This window comes from Nonomuraea lactucae, assembly GCF_003313395.1.
Lineage (GTDB): Bacteria > Actinomycetota > Actinomycetes > Streptosporangiales > Streptosporangiaceae > Nonomuraea > Nonomuraea lactucae.
On record NZ_QNFZ01000328.1, the window covers coordinates 1 to 621 of the forward strand.

Sequence of the window (621 nt, forward strand, 5' to 3'; positions counted from 1 at the left end):
ACGGCGTGGGGTCGGGCGCCCGCCCGGCGAGGTGGGCGGCCAGGGTCCGCGCGGCCCGCCTGGCGGTGTCGCCCGGGATCGACCAGTGCTCGACACGGCGGGGCACGCCGTCGTAGCGGGCGTTGGGGAAGCGGGCCACGTCGCCGACGGCCACGACGTGCGGCAGCCCGCCGGCCCGCAGCAGCCCGTCCGTCAGCACGCCGTTGGACAGGTCGAGGCCGTTGCCCGCCAGCCACTCGGTGTTGGCGACCGACCCGACCGCCTCCACCACCACGTCGGCCGGCAGCACGGTGCCGTCGTCGAGCACGACAGCGATGACCCTCCCCCCGTCGCCACCCTCGAAGCGCGCCACGCCGCGTCCCAGCGCGAAGCGCACGCCCCGGTCCTCGTGCCGGCGGCGCAGCGCCCCCGCCAGCACCTCACCCAGCGGCCGGAGCATCGGGAGCGGCTCCGGATCGACCACGGTCACCTCCGCGACGCCCAGCCCGGCGGCGGTGGCGGCCACCTCGCAGCCGATGAAACCGGCGCCGATCACCACGACCCGCACGCCGGGCCGGGTCAGCTCGTCGCGCAGCCCCCGCGCGTCGGCGATGGCGCGGACCGTGTGCCGGCCGCTGCCGG

Annotated in this window: 1 protein-coding gene; it reads right to left on the reverse strand. The window is 78.3% G+C overall.

Annotated features, from left to right (window positions below; genetic code table 11):
- Nucleotides 1-621 (reverse strand): FAD-dependent oxidoreductase (locus DQW85_RS21755; RefSeq protein WP_162795193.1); only part of this gene is annotated, 621 nt, incomplete at both ends.